The organism is Brevibacillus sp. NRS-1366 (genome assembly GCF_050467985.1).
Window position 1 is genome coordinate 12688 of record NZ_JBITPN010000023.1, and the last position, 21676, is coordinate 34363.

The 21676-nt window shown below is 44.9% G+C and carries 24 protein-coding genes and 1 pseudogene; 16 read left to right on the plus strand and 9 right to left on the minus strand.

Going from position 1 to position 21676, the window contains the following annotated elements:
• Positions 1-9 precede the first annotated feature (9 nt).
• From ACIFQN_RS20775 to ACIFQN_RS20790, 4 genes are all read left to right on the plus strand, one after another.
• Positions 10-1269 carry an MFS transporter gene (locus tag ACIFQN_RS20775; RefSeq protein ID WP_429834946.1) on the plus strand — a complete coding sequence of 420 codons (1260 nt, stop codon included), beginning with the start codon at positions 10-12 and terminating at the stop codon, positions 1267-1269.
• Between the two features lie 119 nt (positions 1270-1388).
• Complete coding sequence (locus tag ACIFQN_RS20780) at positions 1389-2147, plus strand: TrmB family transcriptional regulator (protein ID WP_429834947.1); 759 nt, start codon at positions 1389-1391, stop codon at positions 2145-2147.
• Positions 2148-2272: 125 nt separating this feature from the next.
• A complete protein-coding gene (locus ACIFQN_RS20785; protein ID WP_429834948.1) occupies positions 2273-3160 on the plus strand; it encodes a fructose bisphosphate aldolase in 888 nt (295 codons plus the stop codon).
• Between the two features lie 247 nt (positions 3161-3407).
• The gene (locus tag ACIFQN_RS20790) at positions 3408-4595 is read left to right on the plus strand and encodes an MFS transporter (protein ID WP_429834949.1); all 1188 of its coding nucleotides are present in this window, start codon (positions 3408-3410) and stop codon (positions 4593-4595) included.
• Positions 4596-5141: 546 nt separating this feature from the next.
• On the opposite strand, the gene ACIFQN_RS20795 is transcribed toward ACIFQN_RS20790, so the two are convergent.
• Positions 5142-5207, minus strand: coding sequence for a helix-turn-helix domain-containing protein (locus tag ACIFQN_RS20795; RefSeq protein WP_429835099.1), 66 nt, complete (start codon positions 5205-5207; stop codon positions 5142-5144).
• A 314-nt stretch (positions 5208-5521) separates the two neighbouring features.
• Here ACIFQN_RS20795 and ACIFQN_RS20800 point away from each other — a divergent pair, with 314 nt between their 5' ends.
• Positions 5522-6709: an amidohydrolase gene (locus ACIFQN_RS20800; protein ID WP_429834950.1), complete on the plus strand. Its 1188-nt coding sequence runs from the start codon at positions 5522-5524 to the stop codon at positions 6707-6709.
• 43 nt (positions 6710-6752) lie between these two features.
• Here the strand turns inward: ACIFQN_RS20800 and cysK are convergent, their stop codons facing one another.
• The 5 genes from cysK to ACIFQN_RS20825 form a co-directional block, all read right to left on the minus strand.
• Complete coding sequence (cysK, locus tag ACIFQN_RS20805; RefSeq protein WP_429834951.1) at positions 6753-7667, minus strand: cysteine synthase A; 915 nt, start codon at positions 7665-7667, stop codon at positions 6753-6755.
• 177 nt (positions 7668-7844) lie between these two features.
• Complete coding sequence (locus ACIFQN_RS20810) at positions 7845-8897, minus strand: hypothetical protein (RefSeq protein WP_429834952.1); 1053 nt, start codon at positions 8895-8897, stop codon at positions 7845-7847.
• 335 nt (positions 8898-9232) lie between these two features.
• Entirely contained in the window at positions 9233-9667 is a 435-nt protein-coding gene (locus ACIFQN_RS20815; protein ID WP_429834953.1) for an SRPBCC family protein, read from the minus strand.
• Positions 9668-9843: 176 nt separating this feature from the next.
• Positions 9844-10353, minus strand: coding sequence for an SRPBCC domain-containing protein (locus tag ACIFQN_RS20820; protein WP_429834954.1), 510 nt, complete (start codon positions 10351-10353; stop codon positions 9844-9846).
• A 19-nt stretch (positions 10354-10372) separates the two neighbouring features.
• Positions 10373-10702: an ArsR/SmtB family transcription factor gene (locus tag ACIFQN_RS20825; protein ID WP_429834955.1), complete on the minus strand. Its 330-nt coding sequence runs from the start codon at positions 10700-10702 to the stop codon at positions 10373-10375.
• Positions 10703-11032: 330 nt separating this feature from the next.
• Between ACIFQN_RS20825 and ACIFQN_RS20830 the strand changes: the two genes are divergently transcribed.
• The 4 genes and pseudogenes from ACIFQN_RS20830 to ACIFQN_RS20845 all read left to right on the plus strand — a co-directional run bounded on the left by ACIFQN_RS20830 (position 11033) and on the right by ACIFQN_RS20845 (position 15754).
• Positions 11033-11713 carry an S-layer homology domain-containing protein gene (locus ACIFQN_RS20830; protein WP_429834956.1) on the plus strand — a complete coding sequence of 227 codons (681 nt, stop codon included), beginning with the start codon at positions 11033-11035 and terminating at the stop codon, positions 11711-11713.
• Positions 11714-12022: 309 nt separating this feature from the next.
• The gene (locus tag ACIFQN_RS20835; protein WP_429834957.1) at positions 12023-13483 is read left to right on the plus strand and encodes a flavin monoamine oxidase family protein; all 1461 of its coding nucleotides are present in this window, start codon (positions 12023-12025) and stop codon (positions 13481-13483) included.
• A 314-nt stretch (positions 13484-13797) separates the two neighbouring features.
• Positions 13798-14984: pseudogene (locus tag ACIFQN_RS20840) on the plus strand (oxalate decarboxylase family bicupin).
• A gap of 611 nt (positions 14985-15595) precedes the next feature.
• Positions 15596-15754, plus strand: coding sequence for a hypothetical protein (locus ACIFQN_RS20845; protein ID WP_429834958.1), 159 nt, complete (start codon positions 15596-15598; stop codon positions 15752-15754).
• A 98-nt stretch (positions 15755-15852) separates the two neighbouring features.
• On the opposite strand, the gene ACIFQN_RS20850 is transcribed toward ACIFQN_RS20845, so the two are convergent.
• Together ACIFQN_RS20850 and ACIFQN_RS20855 are read right to left on the minus strand one after the other, a co-directional pair.
• Positions 15853-16317: an NUDIX hydrolase gene (locus ACIFQN_RS20850; RefSeq protein WP_429834959.1), complete on the minus strand. Its 465-nt coding sequence runs from the start codon at positions 16315-16317 to the stop codon at positions 15853-15855.
• A 393-nt stretch (positions 16318-16710) separates the two neighbouring features.
• Entirely contained in the window at positions 16711-16938 is a 228-nt protein-coding gene (locus ACIFQN_RS20855) for a hypothetical protein (RefSeq protein ID WP_429834960.1), read from the minus strand.
• A 259-nt stretch (positions 16939-17197) separates the two neighbouring features.
• Here ACIFQN_RS20855 and ACIFQN_RS20860 point away from each other — a divergent pair, with 259 nt between their 5' ends.
• The 7 genes from ACIFQN_RS20860 to ACIFQN_RS20890 all read left to right on the plus strand — a co-directional run bounded on the left by ACIFQN_RS20860 (position 17198) and on the right by ACIFQN_RS20890 (position 21263).
• Positions 17198-17344: a hypothetical protein gene (locus tag ACIFQN_RS20860; protein WP_429834961.1), complete on the plus strand. Its 147-nt coding sequence runs from the start codon at positions 17198-17200 to the stop codon at positions 17342-17344.
• Between the two features lie 437 nt (positions 17345-17781).
• Positions 17782-18312 (plus strand): cysteine hydrolase family protein, encoded by a 531-nt coding sequence (locus tag ACIFQN_RS20865; RefSeq protein WP_429834962.1) that lies wholly within the window; start codon positions 17782-17784, stop codon positions 18310-18312.
• A gap of 71 nt (positions 18313-18383) precedes the next feature.
• On the plus strand, positions 18384-18770 hold the full coding sequence (locus ACIFQN_RS20870; protein WP_429834963.1) for a hypothetical protein: 387 nt from the start codon (positions 18384-18386) through the stop codon (positions 18768-18770).
• A gap of 239 nt (positions 18771-19009) precedes the next feature.
• Entirely contained in the window at positions 19010-19408 is a 399-nt protein-coding gene (locus tag ACIFQN_RS20875) for a YkvA family protein (protein WP_429834964.1), read from the plus strand.
• A gap of 479 nt (positions 19409-19887) precedes the next feature.
• On the plus strand, positions 19888-20424 hold the full coding sequence (locus tag ACIFQN_RS20880; RefSeq protein ID WP_429834965.1) for a GNAT family N-acetyltransferase: 537 nt from the start codon (positions 19888-19890) through the stop codon (positions 20422-20424).
• A 189-nt stretch (positions 20425-20613) separates the two neighbouring features.
• Positions 20614-20886: a hypothetical protein gene (locus ACIFQN_RS20885; protein ID WP_429834966.1), complete on the plus strand. Its 273-nt coding sequence runs from the start codon at positions 20614-20616 to the stop codon at positions 20884-20886.
• 173 nt (positions 20887-21059) lie between these two features.
• Positions 21060-21263 (plus strand): hypothetical protein, encoded by a 204-nt coding sequence (locus ACIFQN_RS20890; protein WP_429834967.1) that lies wholly within the window; start codon positions 21060-21062, stop codon positions 21261-21263.
• Between the two features lie 106 nt (positions 21264-21369).
• On the opposite strand, the gene ACIFQN_RS20895 is transcribed toward ACIFQN_RS20890, so the two are convergent.
• The gene (locus ACIFQN_RS20895; protein ID WP_003387736.1) at positions 21370-21591 is read right to left on the minus strand and encodes a helix-turn-helix domain-containing protein; all 222 of its coding nucleotides are present in this window, start codon (positions 21589-21591) and stop codon (positions 21370-21372) included.
• Positions 21592-21676: the final 85 nt, after the last annotated feature.

Below are 21676 nucleotides of genomic sequence, written 5' to 3' on the forward strand. Positions count from 1 at the left end.
GAGCACACGATGTCCCAGAAACAAGAAAATATGTTGCGCCACAAAGATTTTCGAACATTTTGGCTTAGTCATACAGCCACTCAATTCGGTACTCAGGTAGCTTTGCTGGGACTGCCCTTGGTGGCGTCGCTCACTCTTGCTGCTACTCCGCTCCAGATGGGCGTTCTTGGCGCTCTGGAATATGCACCATTCCTATTGATCGGCTTGTTCGCTGGCGTCTGGGTAGACCGAGCTCGCAGACGTCCCGTTTTATTCGTCTCTAATATGTGTAGGGCTCTGCTACTGGTGCTGATCCCCATCGTCTCCTTTATCGGTATCCTGCGCATGGAATGGCTTTATGCGATTGCTTTTCTGACCGGAGTCTGCACCGTCTTTTTTGACATCGCCTATCAATCCTATCTGCCCACACTAGTCAATCGAGAGAGAATCGTCGGCACAAACAGCTTGCTAGAGGGCAGCCGCTCCGCCGCACAAATGGCTGGGCCTGGACTATCAGGAGCAATCATCCAACTGGTTACAGCACCTGTGGCGATGTTGGTTACGTCACTCTCCTTTTTTCTTTCTGCCCTTTCCTTGTGCTTCATAAAAAAAGAAGAGATCGTCCCTGTGCGTCCAGACAGATCCCGAAGTCTTTGGCAAGATATCCGCGAGGGATTGCATCTCTCCTTTACCGATCCGTTGCTTTTTGGCGTCATTCGGTGTTCGGCGATCTTCAACTTTTCTTGGAATGTGATGTTTAGCATATATGTCCTGTATGCCATCTCATTGCTTCAAATTTCTTCCGGTTGGCTTGGATTGGTCTATGGAGGTATGGGAGCCGGATTTTTCCTGGGAGCCCTGCTCGTACATAAAGCGATCCGGCGGTTCGGGATGGGACCGGTCATAGTCGGTTCAGCCATGATTGCTTCTTGTGGGGGACCCTTTGCCCCACTCGCTACCGGGACTGGTGGATCGGCAGCGCTTGTTTTGATGAGCGGTCAGTTTTTCTTCGGCCTCGGCATGTCCATGTGGAGTATTAGTACCCTCAGTCTGCGGCAGACAATCGTACCTACTCAGTTGCAGGGGCGGGTCAATGCCACTGTCCGTTTCGTTGCCTGGGGAGCGTATCCACTCGGCTCGCTTGCCGGCGGTGTAATCGGCGACATATTTGGAATGCGGATCGCCTTGCTTGCAGGCTCTATTGGATTGATTATCGCAGCTGCGACTTTATTCTTTACGCCTTTTTTAAAAAGAAAGGAAAAGACCATGAAGGAGTTTCACAGCGCCTAACCGAGCGTCAGACCAGATCCACCGTGCTAGCTCTAATTCCCTGCCACCATCTCCAATATGTTGCAAAAACCAAGTATAATGGGTACCATCAAAGTGATCGTGATTACTTGGAGGATTTTATGCTGCAGTCATTCGGTTTTTCCCTCTATGAGAGTAAAGTATACGAAGCACTGGCTTCGAGCGGTGAACCTCTGGATGCCGCTATGGTGGTGAAACACTCTGGTGTTCCCAAAGCCAAAATTTATGAAGTTCTGAACCGCCTCGTAGAAAAAGGGATGGTTCTTGATACAATCTCAGAAAAGAAAAAAAGGTATACCGCTCTTCCATTGACGAGTCTGGTGGAAAAATTGACGCAACAGTTTCAAGCTGATGTCAAACAATTGACGACTTCCCTCTCACATAAGACTGTGCGTGATGATCGTGTCTGGAGCTTGAAAGTGGACGCATCCATTCGGGCGGAGTGCAAGCAGTTGATTCAAAGGGCAACCCGCTCCATTCGGATATCCGCCTGGGAAGATGATTTTCAAGCATTTTTGCCGTTATTGGAGGAAAAGGAGCAAAGTGGCGTAGAGGTAGAAGCACTCATTATCGGGCAAAACCATACAAATTTGTCTCGCGTCCACTCCTTTGTCCCAGCAAAGGAACACAAAGAATTAGAACGATTCCAACTGATCGTGGCCGACCAGGAAGAAATGATTTTTGCAGGCGAGGAGGACAGCGGTTGGCAGGCTATCAAAACTCGTGCCCAGCCTTTTGTCAAATTTTTTGCTGACTTCTTTTACCACGATGTCGCGCTTAGCCGCATTACACAGAAGCACTTCGATCTGCTGTTTGACGATGATGAGATCCGCAGCATGTTGATCCGTCTACGCTATTAAAACAGCTTTTTGGCTCTGCATATTTCCACTCGATCCTTTTTTGAGGGGTTGCCTGTAAGTTGAAGTGCTATAATGAATAAGATTCAAGATGTCATTCAGTCCACGATAGGGAAGGAGAAACATCGATGAACACGAAGCAATTAGACCGAATCCAAACAGGAAAAGGCTTCATAGCGGCCTTGGACCAAAGCGGCGGAAGTACGCCTAAGGCTTTGCTGCAGTATGGTATTACGGAAAACAGCTATTCCAATGAAGAAGAGATGTATGCCTTAGTGCACGAGATGAGGACGCGTATTATCAAGAGCTCCGCGTTTGATTCCCGGTTCATTTTGGGTGCGATTTTATTCGAGAACACAATGGATCGATCCGTTGACGGACAATTTACTGCTGATTATCTTTGGGAGCAGAAAGGCATCGTACCTTTTTTAAAAGTAGATAAAGGGCTTGCCGACCTTAAAGACGGGGTTCAGCTCATGAAGCCCATTTCCGGTCTAGACGACCTTCTGAAGCGGGCAGCTGATCGAAACATCTTTGGGACGAAAATGCGCTCAGTTATTAAGGAAGCCAATGCTGTCGGAATCAAAAAAGTGGTAGAGCAACAATTTGCCATCGGAAATCAAATCATGGAGCTGGGGCTTGTTCCGATTATCGAGCCGGAAGTCGATATTCACAGCGCGGATAAGGCAACGTCGGAAAAACGATTAAAAGATGAGATTTTCGAACAGTTAGCAGCCCTTAGCAAGGACGCAAAAGTCATGCTAAAGCTCTCTATACCGACGGAAGACAATTTCTACAGTGATTTGATAGATGATCCGCATGTTTTACGGGTGGTGGTTTTGTCAGGCGGCTATACACAAACGGAAGCAAATGAAAAGCTGGCTCGTAATCATGGATTGATCGCCAGCTTCTCACGTGCATTGTCTGAGGGACTAAACGTGGGGCAAACCGAAGAGGAATTCAATGCGATGTTGTCCAAATCCATTCAGGACATTTATGAAGCCTCCATCAAATAAGGGAATTCACTTGGTCGTCATCCAAGCGAAACCAACGGGTTACATTACGACTCCGAACTTTTACATCGTTCGGGGTCGTTTCCTGTTTGGTGGCAAAGTCCAGTCACCAATTGACTTAATCACTGCCAGTGTGACTCGCTGGTCTCTTGCTTGAGCCCTTTTTTTGTACAAACATCAATTTCTAGTTGCACAATCACAAAAAGGTTACTATCATGGTAGTAACCTTTTTGTGAGAGGAGCTTTTGTTTTGAACCCACGTGTTTTCATTCTGGCGATTGCTACCTTTGTCGTTGGAACGGTAGAGCTGATAATCGGTGGTACTCTTGACCTGATTGCTCAGGATCTGCAGGTTTCCATCAGCTCCGCCGGACAACTGATCACTATTTTTTCACTCGCCTTTGCCATTTCTGCTCCGATCCTGCTGCATATGACCAGACGAATGGAGCGCAAGTCGTTGTATTTATATACGCTGGCCATCTTTTTCCTCAGCAATGTGCTTGCTGCCATAAGCCCTACCTATTCCATACTCATGGTGGCACGCATCCTTTCTGCCGCTAGCAGCTCATTATTAGTGGTTTTATCCATTACCATCGCAGCCAGCATTGTTGATCCTGCGTACCGCGGCCGAGCGATCGGGATTATCTTCATGGGAATCAGCGGCTCTCTTGTACTCGGTGTACCTGTAGGGCTTGCACTGGGAAATGCTTTTGGGTGGCGTGCACCGTTTTGGTTGATCGCAGGACTAAGCATTTTGTCCATACTTTGCCTGCTTTTTTTCCTGCCAAAGGTCGAGACCCCGGCTCCCGTTCCGCTGCGCGAACAATTCGCTATCCTTAAAGATAAAAAGATTGTCGGTGCCTTGTTCACCTCCCTCTTCATGCTGACTGGACACCTGACCTTGTACGCCTATTTCACTCCTTATTTGAAATCAACAATGGGCGTGGAAGCAAACACACTGGGCCTCATTTACTTCTTGTTTGGATTGGCAGCCGTCGCTGGTGGTGGCGCTGGCGGTTGGTTTGCTGACAAATGGGGGGCTGTGAAAGCCATTCTCCTCATCGTTCCAATTTTTGCTATTGTAATGAGTGCATTACCTTTTGCTACGAATTCACTTCCCGTGTTCCTCGTTATGATGGTGATTTGGAGTGCGCTGAGCTGGGCGATTTCCCCTGCCCAACAGCATTATTTGATTCGCTCTTCCCCTGCTGCCCCTGACATTCCGTTGGGACTTAATACATCTGCCCTGCATCTGGGGATTGCTTTTGGCTCAATCGCAGGCGGCATGGTGATCGAACAATCTTCGGTGATCTACACACCTTGGGTGGGCGCTATGTTTGTCCTTTTGTCCTTTGGCTGTGCTATTTTTTCCATTACACGTCCGATCAGGCAGGGCGCCGAAGCAACGAGACAAGCGGTTTCTAACCAAACTGCCTAGAAGAACTCTTGCAAATATTTTGATCAAAACAGCAAAAAAAGCCGTTCGCTGACGGCTTTTTTTCGTTCTCAAGTGAAGAAAGACGATCGATTCCCAGGCTTACTTGACAGGCTAGTGTACAGTAAACCGTGTCACTTTGTGATTGGACTTCATTTCAATAGTGCCTCTGTGCTTGTGGACCACGTCTTGTACGATATATAGACCAGTACCTCGCGCCGTATTATCTGTCGCTTCCTATGGCGTATAGCCATTCACGAAGAGCTGTTAGCCTCTCCGCTTTTTCGAAAATGCCGAGGATTTTTAATGACCGTCTCGTTGGAAAGAACTGCAAATGCTTTCGGCCCCACATCAATGCCAACGGCTGATTGAATGGTTGGTACTGCTTTAGTATCCGGCACTTTCACACTGATATTGATCATCCACTGGTCAGCATATCGCTTGACATTGATTTGCGTAACGTGGAATGGTCAAACTCCCGATGAGCATTCATCGTAACGAAGCCGATCTTGGATAGGTACACACACTCTTCTTTGGCAAATGTTTTTGCTACCGCACCCGGCTGTGTTCCTGTTCTGGCGTGGGATAAAGCCGAAACTGATAGGTGATTTGCACAGGTTAAAATAGGACGCTGCTACGCTTATACAGGTCATGATTAAAAAAAGAATGCCTGATATCAAGAGGATGATGAGCACTCTCGGATTCTTAAAAGAAGTGGTAGCCATGTTCTCTCCAACAACATCCGACGTATATCGACTCTATCCATACCATTCTAGTCGATTTCTTTTGATAATATCTACTTTCCTTCCTTTCTAAAGATCACGACCAGCATAGATCAGGAAAACATAGATTGAAATATCATTTGGAATATTTTTATAATGAATGGAGTCGAATTATCAATTTCTTACCAGTTGAAAGGAGTGGGTTCCATGCAAGAAAAACTGTTTGCCAGATTGCAGGAGATTTATCCCGAGCTGGTTCAATTCAGACGTGACCTGCATATGTACCCGGAGCTTTCCTTTAAAGAGGAAAACACAGCGAAAAAAGTGGCTGACAAACTGACCTCGCTGGGTATCGAGGTGCGCACAGGCGTAGGGGGCATGGGAGTAGTTGGACTCCTCAAAGGAGGAAAACCGGGAAAAACCGTTGCGCTACGTGCCGACTTCGATGCATTGCCGATCCAAGATGAAAAAGAGGTCGAATACAAATCCCGCATCCCAGGTGTCATGCATGCATGCGGACATGATATTCATACGTCAGGCCTCTTAGGTGTCGCTCAAGTATTGAGTGAATTCAGAGATGAACTGCCAGGAAATGTCGTCTTCCTGCACCAATTTGCAGAAGAACTGCCTCCGGGCGGAGCGAAAGCCATGGTCGAGGCTGGTTGCCTCGATGGCGTAGATGTCGTATACGGTGCGCACGTTGCTTCCGATTTCCCCGTTGGCAAGGTAGGAATCGCAACTGGATTCGTCACTGCGGCTGCCGACAGCTTTGAGATCGTGCTGTACGGAAAAGGTGGTCATGGCGCGTATCCGCATACAGCGATCGACCCGATCGTACTCGGTAGCCAAGTGGTCATGAACCTGCAGCAGATTGCCAGCCGTCAAGTCGATCCACTGAAGCAAGTCGTTTTGTCCGTATGCTCTTTTGTCGGTGGCGGAGAAGCTTACAACGTGATTCCTGATCAAGTAAAATTGAAAGGAACCGTTCGTACCTATGATGAAGAGGTAAGAACGGCAGTCGAAGCGTCCCTGAAGCGGATTGTCGAAGCGAGCTGCCAGGCAGTTGGCGCTAGCTGTGAAGTGACTTACGAGCGTGGCTATCCTGCAACCTGGAACAATCCAGAAGAGACCGCACATGTAGAGGCAGAAGTTCTTCGCCTTTTTGGAGAAGACGGTCTTCTGCGTATCCCTCCTGGAATGGGTGGCGAAGATTTTGCCTACTACGCACAGGAGCGTCCCGCAACCTTCTTTATGGTAGGTGGCCGCAATCCGGATATCAACGCTACCTACCCTCACCATCATCCGAAATTCGATGTGGATGAGCGCTCCATGATTCAGACTGGCCAAGTATTTATTGCGGCATTGCTCGCCTATCAAGCGCGTCATCAATCATAGAAATAACGAAAAGGCAGGGATCACTTCCCCGCCTTTTTCTTTTTTAAAAGAGATTCATGCTGAGATACCGCTCTCCCGTATCCGGAGCAATGCATACGACTCGCTTGCCAGCACCTAACCGCTTGGCAATCGTAATAGCTGCAAACACCGAAGCGCCTGACGACGGCCCTACTAATATCCCTTCTAGTGCAGCCATTTTCCTCATGCTATCCAGGGCATCTTCATCTGCGATTTGCATGATTTCGTTATAGATGCTTGTATTGAGGATTTTAGGGATAAAGCCTGGACTTGTCCCAACCAGCTTATGCGGCCCCGGTTTTCCACCAGACAAGACCGGCGAGCCCTTGGGTTCGACGACAGCAATGTACAGCTCAGGCCATTTCTCACGCAAGGCTTCGCCTGTTCCCGTAATCGTTCCGCCCGTTCCTGCAGTAGCGACGAATGCATCCAGACGGCCATTTGTCTGCTCATAGATCTCTTTGGCAGTCGTGATCCGATGAATGTCCGGGTTGGCCTTGTTTTCGAATTGCTGAGGAATAAAGCTGCGCGGAATCTCTTTTTTCAGCTCCTCCGCTTTGGCAATTGCTCCAGGCATCCGCAATTCACTGGGGGTCAATACCACTTCGGCACCATACGCTTTCAATATATTGATTCTTTCTTTTGACATGTTGTCAGGCATGACCAGTATCGCTCGATAGCCTTTCGCAGCCGCATTCATCGCAAGCCCAATTCCTGTATTGCCACTCGTGGGCTCGATAATCGTATCTCCCGGTCGGATCAAGCCAGCCTGTTCAGCCGTCAGGATCAGATTGTAGGCAGCACGATCCTTTACACTTCCGGAGGGATTGAATTTTTCCAGCTTTACATACACTTCTGCCGCTCCGTCTGGAACCATCCGATTCAGTCGAACAAGCGGTGTGTTTCCGATTAATTCCGTTATATTTTGATAGACGCTCATCGTCATCCTCCTGGAAAACAAGTTCTTGTCTAAAAGCTGACCAAATTCTCAGTATTACAATAAGAATAATACAATTAACCGCTCCTGAAAACCCGAAAAGCGACTGGAACGAAGAAAGCTCACTTTCTCCATACGAATATGGAAACAAGTGAGCTCCTCTATTATTCCCTGTTCCTTTTAAAAAGCATGCTTCGTCTTTGTCTGGCTCACTACTCCTACTGCGTTCTGATAAAGCTTGTTTGCCGACTGTTTCAAGCTCGCTTGTTCTTTTTCAATGGCGGCCCTCCGCTGTTTTGCCTGTTCTACTGCCTGGGTCGCTTCTTTTATCGCCTGGTTCACTGCTTCTTCACGCTTTTGTGCGTCTGGAACACTGGCCTTGATTTCTTCCCATACAGCTTTACTATCGGCGATATCGGCCTCCAAAACAGCGATCAGATCAGTCATCCTCTTTTTCTTTTCTTGGATCGTGGCATCCATCGTATTCATTCCGTCGAGCAATACTTTCATGCTGCCCGCCGTTCCTTGCATGACTTCGTATTCGGTCTTTTTCAAGCCAGGTTGGGTAGCATACAACGTAATCTCGTCCAAAAGTCCTTGCAATTCTGTCACTTGTTCTTTATTGAAACGAGTCTCATCCTCAAATTGGATTTCATTCAAATACTTTGCACTCTCGATCAAGTCTGCTGCTAATTTCGTCGATCGCTCTACTTTTTTCGCAAATTCAACGCGTGCCGCTTCTTTTGCTCTGCGCTCGGCAACCTCTTTTTTCTTTACTTCCGCTTCCTCATTGACGCGGGTGGTCAAAGCTTGCAGCTTATTCTGATAGACCGCCATCTGACTTGCGAGAAGTTTGGTTCCATTTGTATCTGGCGTAGCGATAGGTCCCAGGAAAACCAGCTCGTCCGCGCTCACAGTGGCATTCATCTCTTGTCCACCTTCTGTCTGCGGCTTCAGATTCAATTTTCCTCCTTCTATCGTCCCTGAAAACTGGATCATACTATTTTTCAGCACAGGAATACTGTCTTCGGTCTCTACCTTTGTCTCCATGACCTCGACGTTCACGTTGTCTTGGTCCTGAGTTACCTTTGCATAAACAATTCGGTTTTCGTCCTCATACAAATACCCTTCCGCCAGTGAAAGCGGACTAAAAAAACGATAGCCTCCAAGCCCTAGTGCCACTACGACGATCAGCGCGATAACGATGATTGTGATTTTGTTTTTTCCCCGCATGTTGCGACCCCTTTACTTGCTAATTCTATGACAATTGGCCCGTTTGATTGCCAAAATGCCCCATAGTTTTTATCATACATGAACCACTGCGCGAAACCATATGAGTCAAAAGGCCAATTAATAGGAAAGAACTTCCCCACATGAAGAAGTTCGGTTTATGTTTCTATTTTAGCTCTTCAATCTGAACATTTTCTGCAACGATCTTCCACTTTTGTCAATGGAAAACCCAACAAGGCATGAAGCTCAAATCCTGTACCTGTAGGGTACACTTCATCGTGCCTTCTTGATAGACAAAAATACCCTACAACATCTGGGGGACGTCGTAGGGTATCACATTATTTCACGATTCCTGTTCTCAATTGAGTAACACCACATTCAAGATAGGCCTTTAAACAGGTCAGCATAAAAACCCAGCCTTCTTTATTATCAACTAATTTGCTTAGCAGAGCTTCGTCGTTTTCTTTGAATCCTTCTTCGTTCACTTCAATAATGGTACTTGCATGATCTAGCTCTTTCAGTGTAATCGTTACTTCATGCTCATCCTCATTTTCGCCCCACTGAAAGACGATCTTCCTGTTTACAACGATTTCCGTTACTCGAATATCTACGAGAGCATTGTATTCCTCATATTTCATTGTAATCGTCTTGCCTGCTTCCCATCTTTCAGAACTAGAAGTGAACCAAAAATTCCCGATTTTTACCGGGTCCACAAAGGCTTCGAATACATCATGAGTAGGTCTACCTATTCGAAATGTCGTCTGGTTGTTCATGCACAAAATCATCCTTTTTTTGATGGATCAAATATCGTTATTTGTGTCCTATTTTGGATACCTTATACTTGTTCAGGATGCTTATAAGCTCAAGAAAAACAGGCAGTTCCCGCGATGACTGCCCGTTTTCTTCGATGCTGCTGGTCTTCCTCTTCTCCGGTACCTTTTGATTCCCCTTATTGAATCGTTTGCAAATGCTCGTCGAGACGGTCCCATGTTTCTGTAATTCCTTGTTCCATCCCCATTTCCATTACCTTTTTGAGTGCTTCTGCGGAGGCGTACTTCGCTCGGCTGACCAGCTTCGTCTTACCTTCGTGCTCTTCAAAAATCATGGTAATATCCGAGCTGGGCATCCCTTCCGCTTCATTGCCTTCAGCATCCGAGAAGTAGTCGATATAGACAATCTTTTCTGCCTCTACTATTTCCTGGTAGACCGCTTTTCCCCATGATTCGAAGCCGTAAAAATCGCCTTGGTTCTCATCTATGCACTTCATGCAGTAGTGCCAAATGCCACCTGGTCTGAAGTCGACGTTGCAAACCGTAAGCGTCCAGCCGCGAGGTCCCCACCAGTTCTTCAAATGCTCTGCCTCTGAAAATGCTTTGAATACAAGCTCGCGCGGTGCATTGAAAATACGCTCCAATACCAGTTCTTGACCCTCTACCTTGGAAATCATTTTGCTCGACATTGATCATTCCTCCAGAAATTTAGTTTTGCTTTTTTTCATTTGACTGCAGTTTTTGCAGGTAAATCTCAAGATTGTCGAATCGTTCATCCCAAACTTTGCGGTAGGACTCAAGCCAAGAGTCCAGTGCCTGGAACGGCTCCAATCGAAGGATGTAGTTGCGGCGATTGGCTTCTGGCTGTACCTCGACCAATCCCGCCTCCAACAGGACCTTCAGATGCTTTGAAGCTTGCGGCTGACGGAGCCCCAGCCGATCCGCAATTTCCCCTACAGTCAGGGGACCGTTACGCAGGAGCTCCACGATGCGTAACCGATTGGGTTCAGCCAGTGCGCTAAATGTTGTTATATCCATGATGTCGATTGTTCCTTTTTTAAATCCCTTTTGAAGGAGGGGGCCTTTCCGGGTATTCTCCCTAAGTAAGTCATATCAAGCCAGCTCGTTTCATTTTGCTATTCCATACTTATATTCAAAATATACTTCACAACGAATATTCCCGTCAAGGAATATTTAAAAATAAATTCAACCGTGAACGGAAGATTTTTTTGACCTTCATTATGAATAGGTACCTACTTTTTCTAGATTCATCGTTTCATCCCCTTTGCATGTGCTGTTCGTGAAACGTTCCAAAACATTCCTCGTCAAATGGAATGTAATGCCCCACAACTAGACGAGGTGATATTCTTGAAAACGACGCGTACTCTACTCGCTTTTTCCACTTTCGCACTACTCACGCTTTCCATCGCCCAACAAGGCTTTGCGGCACCTACTCCGTTTACTGATCTTGCGAATGTATCTGGAAAAGACAAAATTCTTGCCTTGCAACAAATGGGAGCCCTCCGTGGTGTGGAAGACAATCAATTTATGCCAGACGCGACCATTACCGCTGCGCAAGGAATTCAACTGATTGTCAATGCCCTGGAGCTGAATCTGGATAGAATCCGTTTCATCAAGCAACCACAAGCAACCGATTATTTCGCCAAGGTGGATAACAATGGATGGTATGCGAATGCCCTGATTATTGCTGCACATAACGGGTTTGATTTACCGGCCGATCTGGAGCCCAATCAGTTATGGACAAAAGAGGAGTTTATTCATCAGCTTATGCTGGCTCTTGAGCAGCATAACAATCTCCCTAAAATCAAGATCGCTCCCGCAGAGTTTGGAGATATGGACGAACTCACGCCAAGTTATCAAGGCTCCATTCAGCGGGCAATTGTTCTTGGTATCGCCAAGTTAGATGCGGATAAGAATTTGCATCCGAAAGATGGAATTACTCGAAAAGAGGCTGCGGAGATCATCTATAATGCCCTTGCATTTATCAAGGCCCTTCCAGACCAGCAGGAAGGCACTTCAGTACAGTAACAGGCGACTGAAAGCCAAAAATAATAAGCTGCTTCACTTTTTCTCCCTCCATCAATCCTTTTGTGTACGAATCATGCAAAACGTCCGTGGAGGGCTTTTTTTATTTTCCGTTTTGATGAATATCCATTGCCTGGAAAGTGATTACAGATATCATTTTAGCAAAGGGGTGAACAGCAGCGTGCGGTTTTTTCTCATTTTCGTGATTACTTATCTCGTCATCAGCTTGCCTGATTTTTTAGGCTTTACAGATCACATCTAGGCAAACCCCCGAATAAGATGGCATCAAAACGAACCTCCAAGGAGACAGCTATGGTGTATTCATCAATCCTTTCGGAATCCGGAATGGTATCGATCATCAGAACTGGGTTACCCAAAACGCCCTCTCCAAAACATATCGTCATCGTAGGTGCAGGTATGGCTGGTCTAGTTTCTGCCTCCCTCTTGAAGGAAGCAGGACATCAGGTGACGATCCTCGAAGGCTCTGAACGGATTGGCGGACGAGTCTTCACGCTTCGTTCCCCTTTTTACAGAGGTGAATACATAGAGGCTGGGGCAATGCGAATTCCAAGCACCCACCAACTAACTTTGGAATACATCTCAAAATTTCGTCTACCTATGAATGAATTTATGAACATCACCCCAAATGATTTGATCTATGTGAATGGCATAAAAACACGCCGTTGGGTGTATGAACAAGATTCCGATGTTCTTCGTTTTCCGTTAGCTTCGAACGAAAGAGGAAAAACAGCTGACGAATTAGCACAACTCGCAGTCAAACCGATTGTGGATTTCATCAATCAAGATCCTGCAAAGCATTGGCCGATCGTAATCAAAAAATATGATAAATATTCGATGGATACATTTATGCGCGACAACCCTGTTGGCCCTTCCCTTTCGACTGGGGCAATTAACATGATTAAGGTCATGTCTGGTTTTGAAGGGTTTCCCGAGCTCTCCTTCATAGAGATTTTGCGCGACTTCATCCTTTTCACCCCAACTACCCAGTTTTATGAAATATCAGGAGGCTTTGACAAGCTGCCCAGAGCATTCCTTCCCCAGTTAAAAGAAAACATTTACTTCAACTGCAAAATGACAAAAATTACTCAACACGACAACTATGTAACAATTGCTGGCACACAGACAATTACTTCAGAGCCGTTTCAAATAACTGGTGATCTGGCCATTATTACGATTCCTTTTACTGCCCTGCAGTTTGTTAAAGTGGAACCCTACTCTTCATTCTCCTTTCCAAAATGGAATGCAATTCGCCAGCTTCACTATGTCGCCTCCACAAAAATAGGCCTTCAATTTTCACATAGGTTCTGGGAAGAAAACGGGCTTTATGGAGGCCAAACCGTCACGGACCTGCCCATTCGTTTATCCTGGTTCCCCAGTCATGATTTCGGCCAAGCAGGCGGTGTTGTTTTGGCGAGCTATACATGGGAGGATGACGCACTGCCTTGGGTTAGCTTGTCGAAAGAAGAACAGGTGATGGAAGCACTCAAAAACTTGGCAGACATTCACGGAGATCAGGTCTACAAATCATTTGTTACGGGAGCTGCGCATAATTGGTCTTTGCATCCATTCGCCGCTGGGGCTTTCGCAATGTTTAAACCTTTACAGGAATCAGAACTATCCCCTTACATTTCAACACCAGAGGGCAGAGTCCACTTCGCTGGTGAGCACGCTTCCGATTATCACGGTTGGATTCAGGGAGCGATTCAATCTGCCATCCGTACGGCTAGTGCTATTAATGGAATTCCTCTTTGATTTCTTCTATTTAAACGTACGGATAGTTAGTCCTCCTAATGTGGTGCATTCCTGTTGTCGCTTAAATAAACTACGTTACATTTTTTACATGAATAAAGACAGCGGTAGTTCAGGACTTTTTTCACGTCCGAAACTTCCACTGTCTTTTTATTTGAGCTTACCTTCTTCACCCAAGAAAGAGATCCCTATAGCCGTTTGGCACAGTCAGTAAAAAGTCTTGTTGTTGACCTAATTTTGCAATCATCGACATAAGTTACTGAAGTGAAAGTCAGGATTCATTATTTAGCGTTATGAAAAAGAGAGGAGCATTTTTTATGAACAACCGACCACAGAATCATTCCTCTTTCGAAAATCTGCCTCAACCTATAAGAAGTGATGGTACTGGCACAACCGATTTTGGCCCTCGAGATGTGATGCGAGATCGTGAAAACCCCGATTTGCTGGTTCCACCCGCTACGGATGCCGGAACCATGCCAAACATGAAGTTCTCTTTCTCAGACACGCATATGCAGTTGAATCATGGTGGTTGGTCGAGAGAGGTGACAGTTAGAGAACTGCCGATTGCCACCACCCTAGCTGGGGTGAACATCGCCTTGACGCCAGGCGGTGTCCGTGAGTTACACTGGCATACGCAAGCAGAGTGGGCCTTTCTTATTCTGGGACGTGCACGTATCACTGCTGTCGACCAAAACGGACGAAATTTTATCGCTGATGTTGGTAAAGGCGATTTGTGGTACTTCCCCCCAGGGATTCCCCATTCCATTCAAGGATTAGAGGAGGGCTGTGAATTTTTACTCGTTTTCGATGACGGTGGCTTCTCTGACCTCAATACCTTTTCCATTTCTGACTGGTTTGCGCATACACCGCGGGAGGTTTTGGCCGCCAATTTCGGTGTTCCGGAAAGTGCGTTTGCCCATATCCCCAGCAAGCAGCGATACATTTTTCAAGCAGAAGTACCTGGTCCGCTTGAATGTCAGAAAGTCCCGGATCCTTATGGTCCTGTACCGTTGAGCTTCACACATCGACTGCTCGCACAAAAGCCTATAGTCACCCCAGGCGGAACGGTGTAGTCGACTCCACCAACTTCCCGATTTCAACCAAAATTGCAGCAGCACTAGTAGAAATCAAGCCAGGTGGAATGAGGGAAATGCATTGGCACCCAACGAACGACGAGTGGCAGTATTACCTGTCAGGCACCGGGCGAATGACTGTTTTCGCGGCCAATGGAACGGCCCGCACGTTCGACTACCGAGCAGGTGATGTCGGATACGTCCCTTTTGCCTTCGGTCACTACATCCAGAATCTCGGAAACAACAGCGTGTGGTTTCTCGAGATGTTCAAAAGCGATCGCTTTGAGGATGTTTCCCTCAACCAGTGGATGGCGTTAACTCCGAAAGAGCTGGTTCAAGAAAACGTAGATGTCGGTCCTGAGCTCATGAACGCGCTAAGAAAAGAAAAATGGCCTGTTGTCAAATACCCTTCTCAAGTGGAATTCCCGTAGACCTTCGTGTCCGCCTTTCCGTTCGTCCTTAAGCTGAGTCGCTAGCTCATTCGATAGTAACTGAGGTAACTTTCCCATTTTTTGTCCTACTTCCCTTCTGCTACGGTTAGGTGCGGAAGGAGGTGATTACTATGACAAAGCATCTGTACTTTATCGTCAGTCTCGATGATGCTCTGCGATTCAGTCATGGGCTTGCTTCCTTTTTTATTTTTTTAATATCCACGTATGCCTAAACAGAATAAATGCTGTCCTCATACAATGAAGGAATCATGGTTAAGGGGGAAGCATTATGGATCCTATTGATTTCCATCGGCAGAGAATGCGGCATCACTTACGGCGAGCCGAACACTTTCGCGCGTTAGCTATTGAACATCGCCATGATCGAATGCGACATCACACGTTTGCTGAAAGGGAGCATTTCCACCGTATGAGAGCACATCATCACAGAAGGATGATTCATTCTTTGCGACGCTAATGGCTTCTTAGACTCCCTTTAAAGGGGGTTTTTTATTTACTTCTAATCACTTACAGGTTCTTCACTACGCTTGCCTACTATATTGCATAAGGAACGACATTCCTCCACACCCTAACCAAAAAGGGGGTGGATAATCATGGACGAGAAAAAACGTACTCCCAAGCATGAACCGACAGTGGCCCCAAGTATGAATGGTCATGATCCCCTTGAAGAAAAAGCGAGCACGGAAGAAGTAGAAAAAGGAGAGTACACCTCTGTCACCAAGCTCTTTCTTGACCGTACTCCCGAAGACTAGAAACGGGTTTTTGGCCCGTTTCTTTTTTGAGCCCAAACGAATACATTCTCTTACCGGCCAAACGAAGAAAAAGGGAGACGGATCGACGCAAATCGTATTTAGGTTCGCTCTACACTCGTATATGAAATACTCCTCCAATCAGAGAGTAAATCCTCCAAACCGTTTGGGTAAATGAATTTGCTTCTGGTAATAAAATCATCGATATCTACCCAATGCGCTTCACTCGTCCTTTCTCCTTCCCTCACCACAAAACGATCTTTGCTGTATTTCCTTCGATCTGCAAATTCAACCAAATACAACTGTGTGATTTCATGACCGATTTCATCACCCACTCGGTAAATGTTCTCTAAGCATCCTATGTACCTACCTATTTTTATTTCTACGCTTAGTTCCTCTAAAAACTCCCGAACAATGGTTTGTTTGGAGTATTCGCCAAATTCGATGGTCCCGCCAATGGGTCGATAATACGTGCCGTCTCCCTTGGAGTGCATGCCTTCGAAACGTTCAACCAGTATTTGATTACCCCTAAGTAAGATCCCTAGCGCATTTGATCTTGGAAACATAGAATTCCCCCATTTAATGCTGGATTCATCTTGTCTACATGAACCTGACCGAGTGTTTTTTATTTGCCAATTTTGTACGTGAAAGGAGATCCCCGTGTTGAAACATCCTACAAAAAATATAAGTACACCTACACAACAACAGGATACCTCACTCCCACCTCGCCTGGTACATATCTCGTGACGTACCAAGCGAAACATCGCAGCTTCGCAGGTAAGTTGTACTGTTTACATCTGACAAAACTGGGGAGTTCAAAATCAAAGTGAAAGCGAAATCCAAGTACGACACCAAGTCTGAGACTGTGACGGTTATCGTTGAATAGAGCAAGGGATGGGTAAACTATCAAGGGAATACCAAAGAAGATGAAGCATGCGCGTTTGTAATTGAGACATGGCCTATTGCGATAAAAACGCTGAACATTTTTTCCGATAATCCTGATACGCTGCAACAAGATAGCGCTTTGTCATTGAGCTGTTGTCACCGCGTTTGATCTTGTCATAGTATTCGACCAAACGCTTTGCAAAGAAATGGCCTTTTTCAGCAACCGCCCTAGCTTCACTGATCTCTCCTTGGTTATCTAGCAACTCCATCACTTTAGGAAAATCATCAGAACTCCCGATCATAAATAATCGCCCTCCTCTGACTGTACAATGTGGATAGAACGGCTAATTATTCGATTTCCCTTTCACAATACAGCAATTCTTTGCCTACGTGCTGTCCATTCTATTTAAGTGTACTATTTCAATCTGACTTTTTGTTTTTTTACTAGGTACAAGCGATTTGTCTCCTCGATTTTGTAGACGCTCCGATCATTCATGATTCCGGTGTGAAGTGGGAAAAATACTCATCGTTACTCTTACTTACTCTTAAGGAGGGGACGACTTGGGGAAATACCGCTGTTATTACTGCGAAAAAGAAACTGACAGCGTACGCCAAATCTCATTTTTCCAAGGCAAGCAGGATCGCGACGAACTTCTTTGTGATGTCTGTCATGCAGATTGGATCGAGTCCTTAAAGAGTGAACCATAAACAGAGTAACAATCCTCATGCCCACTCATAGCTGAGTGGGTACTTTGTTTCTGACCTACTATCACACCTAGTCCTTACACCCATTTTGTCGTATGTCTAGTACATCTTTTTTTCCTCTTCCTATTATGCAGCAAGTAAGCATAAGGAGGAGCAAAAAAGAAAATACCAAAAAATTTACGCAACCGTTTTGCTAAAATCCTAGGTGGGACAGGCATGTCAGATGATACTTGTTCCATTATGATTAAGCGAAATCTCAATGCGACCATTTTAGGTAAAAAGTATGACTCCACATCCTAACAACCTTCAGTGACAGAGAAGGCAGACGCGATTTTTTGATAAATCAAACCTTCTCCCCGGGCAATTATCTTCTTTCTTCTGCCCCCCTTTTTCTCCTATACTGTTCTTGAAGGTACATAAAAGGGAAGGGTGATTTTCCAATGAGTACAAATACAGCACTGCTTATCATTGATGTCCAAGCATTCCTTATCGATCATGCTTTTCAGGGCCATGCATTAGTGGAACGTATTCAAAAGCTGTTAACCCGAGCCCGTGATTCCCAAATCCCCGTCCTGTACATTCAGCATTGTGAGTCAGAAGGTGAGTTCGAAATTGGGACTCCAACCTGGCAAATACATCAAACCATTACCCCAAAAGAACATGAACCTGTTATTCGCAAATTTGCATGTGATTCTTTTCTCGATACGACATTAAGAGATGAACTCGAGTCTAGAGAAATCAATCATCTTGTAATCGCTGGTTTACAAACCGAATACTGTATCGATACAACCAGCAGACGAGCCATTTCACTTGGTTATGATGTTACACTCGTTAATAATTGTCATTCAACACTCGATAGTCCTGTCTTAAAAGCCGAACAAATCATCGCTCACCATAATGCGCTCCTGAATGGTTTTGGTACTGAAAGTAACCTTATTGTAGCAAAGAGTTCTGACACCCTTTTTGTTTAATTGATATTGTGCCCTTGCCCTTGTCCACTACAACACCTCCTGCATATTTTGGTACAAGGAGGTGGGAAAACATGCCAACAATGCCCCCCATTTTTATTGGAGCAAATAGCATTGCTCAGATCGGTGAACGATTTTTCCTGATTGTTGAGGTCGAAGCAAAGGTACCTGGTGTTGAAATTGACCCAGTATTTGCCGTCCGTATAACCCGCCAGCAGGCACAAAGACTCCTCAATGCAGGTGTGATGCGAACAACCATTCAAAATACACGCCCGCAACCTAGACCCGGTTTTGATGTTGAGTTTAAAGGTGTGCTGTTCGCGAATGGTCGATTTTTCTCCGTTTTCGACGTTGAAAACGCAACCGATACTTCCGTACTTGTTAGAATCAATCGGGAACAAGCACGAAGACTTATCCGCAATGGAGCACGTACAATTAAAGTTGTTAGAAGACCTTTCTAACGAAAAAAACAACCTGCTAGAAAAGAGGTTGGTAGCCTGCACAGGATAGAACTCTACCTGCGCAGGTTTTTTTAACGTATAAGAATTTATAAGCGCTACGCTTATGAATTCTGGAGCCCATGAAAACATTCCGCTATAACGCGGTCGCTCCTCCTTGAGGAGACCTCGATAGAGGTTTTCTTATGGTTAGATGATAATAAAGCAATGCAATCTGTTACATTTTGCATGAGGTGATTTATTTGAGTGAAGCAACTGTCTTTCAAATGATAAAAAGCAAAGCCAAGAAGTTAAAATTAGAGGCGTACGTTCTCTACTTTGCATACAGAGACTCCCGCGTTTCTTGGTATGCGAAAATGTTTGCCATTTGCGTCGTTGCCTACGCTTTCAGCCCAATCGATTTGATTCCTGACTTTATCCCCCTATTGGGTTATTTAGATGACATCATTTTAGTTCCTCTGGGCATATGGTTAGCGTTGAAACTAATCCCTAAAGCCGTAATTAGTGATTGCCGAGAAAAAGCTCAAGAACTTCTTGCTAAAGGTAAGCCGAAGAACTGGCTTATGGGTTTCCTTTTCATTATGATCTGGATACTCCTTGGGGGGTGGTTTAGCTGGTACCTCTACACATGGCTCTCCTGAACATGGTTATACCTTAACCCCATAGCAAATGGTGTGTTTTGCAAGTTATCTACATTTAATGTAAAATTATGAAAACGCTAAGGAGTAAAAACTGTGAGGAAACTCGAAAAAGGAATTGTTTATTTTTTTAGCTTTATTTTGTTTCCCATCGGACTGATTGTATGGATCGTTTCATTGTTCAACCAAAACCAGCAATTCAAAAGTGTCGGACGAACAGCTTTATATATAGCTGCTGCCTCTTTTTTCATCCAGATCCTTATAGGAGTTTTAAATTATGTTCTGTACACAAACGTTACATTCAAATGAAATATAAGACACAGTTCCGGTACCATAACCAGCTGTGATCACCTTATCGCCCTTCTCAAACTTAGGTTGAGGTAATCCATGAACCTCCAGTTATTAGGTGAAAGGACTGATTTATGCCCAGGTAGGTTGATAGATTCCAATTAGCTTAATTACTTAGGAGGTTTGTGTTTAACATGTACCAAATGACATCCGAACGATTATTATTAAGACCGATGCAACTCAATGACGCCCCCTTTTTATTTGGATTTTGGTCTGATCCAATGGTCACCAAACATATGAACGTATCATTTACGGATGTTTCACAGGCTCAACAGATGATTGAATTGCTCCAGGGGCTGTTCACGGAAAATAAAGCAATTCGTTGGACAATCCTTTTGAAACACTCAAACGAGGTTATCGGTTCGTGCGGGTTTAATTATCTTGATTATGAAAACGAACGAGCAGAAATTGGCTATGACCTCGGATATCCCTATTGGGGAAAAGGATATGCCCCTGAGGCAATACGAGCTCTAATTAGCTTTGGCTTTGAAAGCCTCCGTCTCAATAGAGTTGAAGCAAAGGTAGAACCAGAGAACCTCAACTCGATAAAAGTTTTAAAAAAATTACGTTTCGTTGAAGAAGGTAAACTCAGACAATATGAAAAATCCAAAGGAGAATTTGTAGATTTGATCATGTTTTCTTTGTTACGAACCGAGTGGACGGAAGGGTAACTCCACTGAACAGGTAAATTCATTCTCCTTTGTAAATTCGTTTATGGTTAGGGTGGCCGCGTCAATTGCTGGCCCCCTTTTTTTGTCCAGTGCTTCATAATTACCGATACTGTAAAATCATTAAAAGGCTAGTACAAAATGGAAATTGTTAGTAATATTGAAGAAAATACTTGGTTTGGGATGGTCCGGATGAAGAACTTGTATAAACCCCTCTTTTTTTCACTAGTCATTCATCTTATGGTGTTCATTTGCATTTTCGCTGCAGAAAAGTATGACGAATATAAGACGGTTCAAGAAATTAAAAAGCAGATTGAAGCCATTCAAAAGGAGAATCCCGATGCAGATGTCGGGTATTCTTTGTTCTACTCTTCTGAAGATGAGAACGATCTCTATAAATACTTCATCATTACTATTCCAGCCGCAATGGGGATGTTTGTTTTGTTTAGTAAGTTACGTCATTAACTACCTTGTAAAATTGTCTGCCCGATATCCATTTGATCAAAATAGATTTTTACACTACGAGAGTACACTTACAGTAATTGTCAGCTTTGGACTGTTATCATGAAAGAAATCGTCCTGCACTCCCGTAAATTGGACTATTCGTTTACTACCTCAACATTGAGGAGGAATCACTTATGAACGTTACGAAAACTTTGCGAGGACTCAGCACCATTCATTTTTGGGCTGCTGATCTAGCTGAGATAAATATAATATACACCGATAAGAACGCTAACTCTAATTTGCTTCCATTAATTTATGCTTATATCGAAACAAATTTAGATAACTACATTCTTAGTGATTTAAAATTAAAAAGCGAAATTTTCCCTTTTAATAAATAATATTCAGTAGTCTTTTTCTCCTAAGAATTATCCCCCTTTTACATTCAAAAATAAAAAACCCTCCCTTCCGACCAAGGGAAGAAAAGGGAGGCTGGGTGGACTGGGCTCAAATCTCTAGTTCACCAAGTCGAACGAGTTCGACTACTGCCTGAGATCGACCTTTGACACCTAATTTTTGCATTACATTACTAATGTGATTGCGTACAGTCTTTTCGCTGATGAAGAGTTGTCCGGCAATCTCTTTGGTTGTCTTATCTTGGACCAAGAGTTCAAACACTTCTCTTTCGCGATTCGTTAACAACGGCTTGGTTTGGTCGCTACCCTTCAATCGTGCCACCCCTCCTTGTGGGCTCTACAGGAACAAGGTTGAGGGATTACAGAGTCACCTTATCCTATGATGGGGGGTGGGTGAT

What these genes read in the sequence shown, in the direction of transcription:
- ACIFQN_RS20775 (WP_429834946.1), top strand. Translation starts at nt 10, where the DNA reads ATGTCCCAGAAACAAGAAAATATGTTGCGCCACAAAGATTTTCGAACA.
- ACIFQN_RS20780 (WP_429834947.1), top strand. Translation starts at nt 1,389, where the DNA reads ATGCTGCAGTCATTCGGTTTTTCCCTCTATGAGAGTAAAGTATACGAA.
- ACIFQN_RS20785 (WP_429834948.1), top strand. Translation starts at nt 2,273, where the DNA reads ATGAACACGAAGCAATTAGACCGAATCCAAACAGGAAAAGGCTTCATA.
- ACIFQN_RS20800 (WP_429834950.1), top strand. Translation starts at nt 5,522, where the DNA reads ATGCAAGAAAAACTGTTTGCCAGATTGCAGGAGATTTATCCCGAGCTG.
- cysK (WP_429834951.1), bottom strand. Translation starts at nt 7,667, where the DNA reads ATGAGCGTCTATCAAAATATAACGGAATTAATCGGAAACACACCGCTT.
- ACIFQN_RS20810 (WP_429834952.1), bottom strand. Translation starts at nt 8,897, where the DNA reads ATGCGGGGAAAAAACAAAATCACAATCATCGTTATCGCGCTGATCGTC.
- ACIFQN_RS20815 (WP_429834953.1), bottom strand. Translation starts at nt 9,667, where the DNA reads ATGAACAACCAGACGACATTTCGAATAGGTAGACCTACTCATGATGTA.
- ACIFQN_RS20820 (WP_429834954.1), bottom strand. Translation starts at nt 10,353, where the DNA reads ATGTCGAGCAAAATGATTTCCAAGGTAGAGGGTCAAGAACTGGTATTG.
- ACIFQN_RS20825 (WP_429834955.1), bottom strand. Translation starts at nt 10,702, where the DNA reads ATGGATATAACAACATTTAGCGCACTGGCTGAACCCAATCGGTTACGC.
- ACIFQN_RS20835 (WP_429834957.1), top strand. Translation starts at nt 12,023, where the DNA reads ATGGTGTATTCATCAATCCTTTCGGAATCCGGAATGGTATCGATCATC.
- ACIFQN_RS20845 (WP_429834958.1), top strand. Translation starts at nt 15,596, where the DNA reads ATGGACGAGAAAAAACGTACTCCCAAGCATGAACCGACAGTGGCCCCA.
- ACIFQN_RS20850 (WP_429834959.1), bottom strand. Translation starts at nt 16,317, where the DNA reads ATGTTTCCAAGATCAAATGCGCTAGGGATCTTACTTAGGGGTAATCAA.
- ACIFQN_RS20855 (WP_429834960.1), bottom strand. Translation starts at nt 16,938, where the DNA reads ATGATCGGGAGTTCTGATGATTTTCCTAAAGTGATGGAGTTGCTAGAT.
- ACIFQN_RS20865 (WP_429834962.1), top strand. Translation starts at nt 17,782, where the DNA reads ATGAGTACAAATACAGCACTGCTTATCATTGATGTCCAAGCATTCCTT.
- ACIFQN_RS20870 (WP_429834963.1), top strand. Translation starts at nt 18,384, where the DNA reads ATGCCAACAATGCCCCCCATTTTTATTGGAGCAAATAGCATTGCTCAG.
- ACIFQN_RS20880 (WP_429834965.1), top strand. Translation starts at nt 19,888, where the DNA reads ATGTACCAAATGACATCCGAACGATTATTATTAAGACCGATGCAACTC.
- ACIFQN_RS20885 (WP_429834966.1), top strand. Translation starts at nt 20,614, where the DNA reads ATGAAGAACTTGTATAAACCCCTCTTTTTTTCACTAGTCATTCATCTT.
- ACIFQN_RS20890 (WP_429834967.1), top strand. Translation starts at nt 21,060, where the DNA reads ATGAACGTTACGAAAACTTTGCGAGGACTCAGCACCATTCATTTTTGG.